The following is a 4,044-nucleotide window of genomic DNA, read 5'->3' as shown; positions in this document are numbered from 1 at the left end:
GGGTGACTGGCCTCACAAGGGGCGTGTTCTTCGGCCATCCACAGATCACCCGCACCCGTACACCTGGCCGAAAACCACCCCCCTTGTGAGGCCAGTCACCCCACCCCCCGTTTAGTTGAAACTTAACCTAACTCCGTCGTACGGTGACGTCACCGCTTGATCCCCACAAGCGGAATCCCCGTAAGTCCGGAAGGTTCGTTATGTCTCTCGTTCTTGACTCCGCCGCCCAGGACCTCCTCTTCCGCGAGGCCCGTACCGCCAACACGTTCACCGACGAGCCGGTGAGCGAGGAGCAGGTGCAGGCGATCTACGACCTGGTCAAGTTCGGGCCCACCGCGTTCAACCAGACCCCGCTGCGGATCGTGCTCGTGCGTTCCGCCGAGGCGCGTGAGCGGCTGGTGGCGCACATGTCCGAGGGCAACCGGGCCAAGACCGCCACCGCCCCGCTGGTCGCCATCCTCGCCGCCGACAACGAGTTCCACGAGGAGCTGCCCAAGCTCTTCCCGGCCTTCCCGCAGGCCGCGGACGCGTTCTTCAGCGAGCGCCCGGTCCGTGAGAGCGCCGCCGTTCTGAACGCCGCGCTCCAGGCCGCGTACTTCATCGTCGGCGTCCGCGCCGCCGGGCTCGCGGCCGGCCCGATGACCGGCTTCGACGCCGCCGGGCTCCAGAAGGAGTTCCTGGACGGCGACCACACCCCGCTGATGGTCGTCAACATCGGCAAGCCGGGCGAGGGCGCCTCGTACCCGCGCAGCCCGCGCCTGGCGTACGACGAGGTCGTCACCACCGTCTGAGCCGGGGCCAACCACGCGAAGGCCGCCGCACCCCCCGCTCGGGGTGCGGCGGCCTTCGCCGTACCGGGACCGTCAGGCCGGGACCGTCAGGCCTAGGCCTTCTTCAGCTCCAGCGCCGCCGCCATCCGCTCCAGCTGGGCGAAGCCCGCCGTGCCGGTCACCACGGTCGTGGAGCCCTTGTCCTCGCGGACGAGCGCGTCGTACTTCGGACCCTCCCAGCGGCGCCAGGTCGCGCCCGCGATCCGCTGGGTGTGCTCGGTCTTCGCCGCCTTCTTGGCGACGGACTTCACGAACTTGTCGTGGTCGGGCGCCGAGGACTGCTCGATCGCCACGTACTCCTTGTCCGGGTCCAGGAAGCCCAGGTGCCAGGCGTTGTCGGCCTGGCCGTCATAGGTGACCGAGGTCGCCTTCCACTTGTCCTGGTCGGGCAGCCCGACCGGCGCCGCCACCGGGTACGGCGCGGCGCGCCGGACCGTCAGGAGCTCGACCCGGTAGTCGACCGCCTTGACCGGATCCTTCTTCCCGTCGTGCGGGACGAACATGTAGATCACAGCCACGGCGATACCGATCACCGCCAACGACTGCAGCATGTTCCGCACACTCTGCTTGCCACGTGTTCCTGCCACGCACCCATGGTCTCAGGTCATGTCGCTGCTCATACGTGGCCCCCACTGCTCATTTTGTCGACGTGACGATAGAGTCCAGGCACCCTCTTTTTTTCCCGGCCGTCGCCGTACAGAAAGGTGCGCTCCGATGACCGAGCACAACTTGCCGCCCCAACTCGAGGTCTCGCCCGAGGCTCCCGACCGCAACCTCGCCCTGGAACTGGTCCGGGTCACCGAGGCCGCCGCCATGGCCGCCGGCCGCTGGGTCGGGCGCGGCGACAAGATCGGCGCCGACGGCGCCGCGGTCAACGCCATGCGCACCCTCGTCTCCACCGTCTCCATGAACGGCATCGTCGTCATCGGGGAGGGCGAGAAGGACGAGGCCCCGATGCTCTACAACGGCGAGCGCATCGGCGACGGCACCGGCCCCGAGGTCGACATCGCCGTCGACCCGATCGACGGCACCACGCTCAACGCCAAGGGCATGCCGAACGCCATCGCCGTCCTGGCCGCCGCCGACCGCGGCACCATGTTCGACCCGTCGGCCGTCTTCTACATGGACAAGCTCGTCACCGGCCCCGAGGCCGCCGACTTCGTCGACATCAACGCCCCCGTCTCGGTGAACATCCGCCGCGTCGCCAAGGCCAAGAACTCCTCGCCCGAGGACGTCACCGTCGTCATCCTCGACCGGCCCCGCCACGAGGGCATCGTCAAGGAGATCCGCGAGACGGGCGCCCGGATCAAGTTCATCTCCGACGGGGACGTGGCCGGCTCGATCATGGCCGTGCGCGAGGGCACCGGCGTGGACCTGCTGATGGGCATCGGCGGTACGCCCGAGGGCATCATCTCCGCCTGCGCCATCAAGTGCCTCGGCGGCACCATCCAGGGCAAGCTCTGGCCCAAGGACGACGCCGAGCGGCAGCGGGCGCTGGACGCCGGGCACGACCTCGACCGTGTGCTGTCGACCAACGACCTGGTCTCCGGCGACAACGTCTTCTTCGTCGCCACCGGCATCACCGACGGCGAGCTGCTGCGCGGCGTGCGCTACCGGGGCGAGACCGCCACCACCCAGTCGCTGGTCATGCGCTCGAAGTCGGGCACGATCCGCCAGATCGACTCCACCCACCGCCTCTCGAAGCTGCGCGCCTACAGCCAGATCGACTTCGACCGGGCGAAGTAGGGCCGCTCCGGCGGCCGGGCCGGGCCCGCGGCAGGGCCTGGCCCAGCCCCGCGGTGGGGACCGGGCCTTTTGGTCGCGTACGTACGTGAAGGGGCGCCCCCGTTGTGCGGACGGGGGCGCCCCTTCGCGTACGTACGCGCGCGTCAGGCGGCGGACGCCGCCTTCTTGAGCTCGACCTCGCGCCGGCGTCGGCGGGCCAGCACCACACGCCGCTCGGCCGCCGTCAAACCGCCCCACACCCCGTACGGCTCGGGCATCAGCAGGGCGTGCTCACGGCACTCGACCATGACCGGGCAGCGGGCACAGACGCGCTTGGCGGCCTCCTCGCGCGACAGGCGCGCGGCCGTCGGTTCCTTGGAGGGGGCGAAGAACAGCCCCGCCTCGTCCCGGCGGCAGACCGCCTCCGTGTGCCACGGGCCCGCCTGGTCCTCCCGAGCGGGGCCGCGCTGCGGCGGGACGGCGACGGCGACCTGCAGGGACTGATGCGGCGGATGCAGCACGGCCAACTCCTGACGACGGCTGACGACGGCTTCGCGAGCGAGCGACGATGCGATGGTCCCTACCCGCTGTACGCGTGCCTATGCACTGAGTTCCGTTGTCCGGAAGTGCGAACGTGCGCCACTGACCAAAAGTGTGCGGTCGCGACGCGTCAGGAGTCGAGGCGTTTGCGCAGGCGGCCGTGGAGGTCGGCGATCCGCTTGCCGCGCTTGGGCTTGGCCTCGATGTTGCCGAATACCGAGTAGCCATTGACGACGACCACCGGCGCCTCGGGGTGTTCGGCCTCCAGCGTCTCCACTTCGAAGTTGCCGAAAAAGCCCGTTCCGCTGCCGCGCAGGGTCAGGTTCTCGGGGACCCGGACCTCCACGTTGCCGAAGACCGAGGTGGCGTTGATGACGGAAAGCCGCTGTTCGAAGTAGGCCTCGGTGAGATCGATCTCGACGCTGCCGAAGAGCGCGAAGGCGTTGGTGCGGCGGCCGACGCGCCAGCGGCCCTTGCGGGTCGAGCTGGAGAAGACGGCGACCAGGTTCTCGGCGGCGACCGGACCGGTGGCCTCGTCCGGAGCGTGTGCGGTCGCATACGCGGGCGCGGAGGAGGCGGTGGAGGGCGCGCCGAACCGGTGCGCGCCGTCGGCGGGCGCGGGCAGATCCCGTACGAGCGGCTCCAGTTCGCCCACCGTCTTGGCGCGGTAGACGCTGTCGATGCGCTCGGCGTGCTCCTCCGCGTCCAGCCGGCCCTCCGCGAGCGCCTCGCGCAGGATGTCGGCGACCCGGTCGCGGTCGGCGTCGGAGGCGCGCAGGGGCGCGGGCTCCGGGGGCTGCGGCTTGGCGTGCTTCTCTAGGTCCACGGATTCGTCCACGCGGCCAGCGTACCCAAACGCGATAGATCGCGACTAGGGGTTCGCGACAGTCGGCGCGTCAGCGCCCGGCCCCGGCCGCGAACCCCTAGTCGCGATCTATCGCGTTTGGGT

5 protein-coding genes are annotated in these 4,044 nt (G+C 70.1%); 2 read left to right on the top strand and 3 right to left on the bottom strand.

The window, feature by feature from the left end; translation table 11 throughout:
- Window positions 1-200 precede the first annotated feature (200 nt).
- Complete coding sequence (locus ACJA3G_RS31890) at window positions 201-791, top strand: malonic semialdehyde reductase (RefSeq protein WP_406556524.1); 591 nt, start codon at window positions 201-203, stop codon at window positions 789-791.
- Window positions 792-883: 92 nt separating this feature from the next.
- Here the strand turns inward: ACJA3G_RS31890 and ACJA3G_RS31885 are convergent, their stop codons facing one another.
- Complete coding sequence (locus ACJA3G_RS31885) at window positions 884-1,417, bottom strand: DUF4245 domain-containing protein (RefSeq protein WP_358837094.1); 534 nt, start codon at window positions 1,415-1,417, stop codon at window positions 884-886.
- Between the two features lie 127 nt (window positions 1,418-1,544).
- Between ACJA3G_RS31885 and glpX the strand changes: the two genes are divergently transcribed.
- Window positions 1,545-2,576, top strand: coding sequence for a class II fructose-bisphosphatase (glpX, locus tag ACJA3G_RS31880; RefSeq protein WP_406556523.1), 1,032 nt, complete (start codon window positions 1,545-1,547; stop codon window positions 2,574-2,576).
- Window positions 2,577-2,719: 143 nt separating this feature from the next.
- Here glpX and ACJA3G_RS31875 read toward each other — a convergent pair whose 3' ends face one another.
- Together ACJA3G_RS31875 and ACJA3G_RS31870 are read right to left on the bottom strand one after the other, a co-directional pair.
- On the bottom strand, window positions 2,720-3,076 hold the full coding sequence (locus ACJA3G_RS31875; protein WP_067163559.1) for a WhiB family transcriptional regulator: 357 nt from the start codon (window positions 3,074-3,076) through the stop codon (window positions 2,720-2,722).
- Between the two features lie 149 nt (window positions 3,077-3,225).
- Entirely contained in the window at window positions 3,226-3,921 is a 696-nt protein-coding gene (locus ACJA3G_RS31870) for a DUF1707 domain-containing protein (RefSeq protein ID WP_406556525.1), read from the bottom strand.
- Between the last annotated feature and the right edge of the window lie 123 nt (window positions 3,922-4,044).

It is taken from the genome of Streptomyces sp. YS-3 (assembly GCF_045257485.1).
GTDB lineage: Bacteria > Actinomycetota > Actinomycetes > Streptomycetales > Streptomycetaceae > Streptomyces.
Note: the sequence above shows the minus strand (reverse complement) of the source record. Positions and strands in the feature narration are given on the sequence as shown.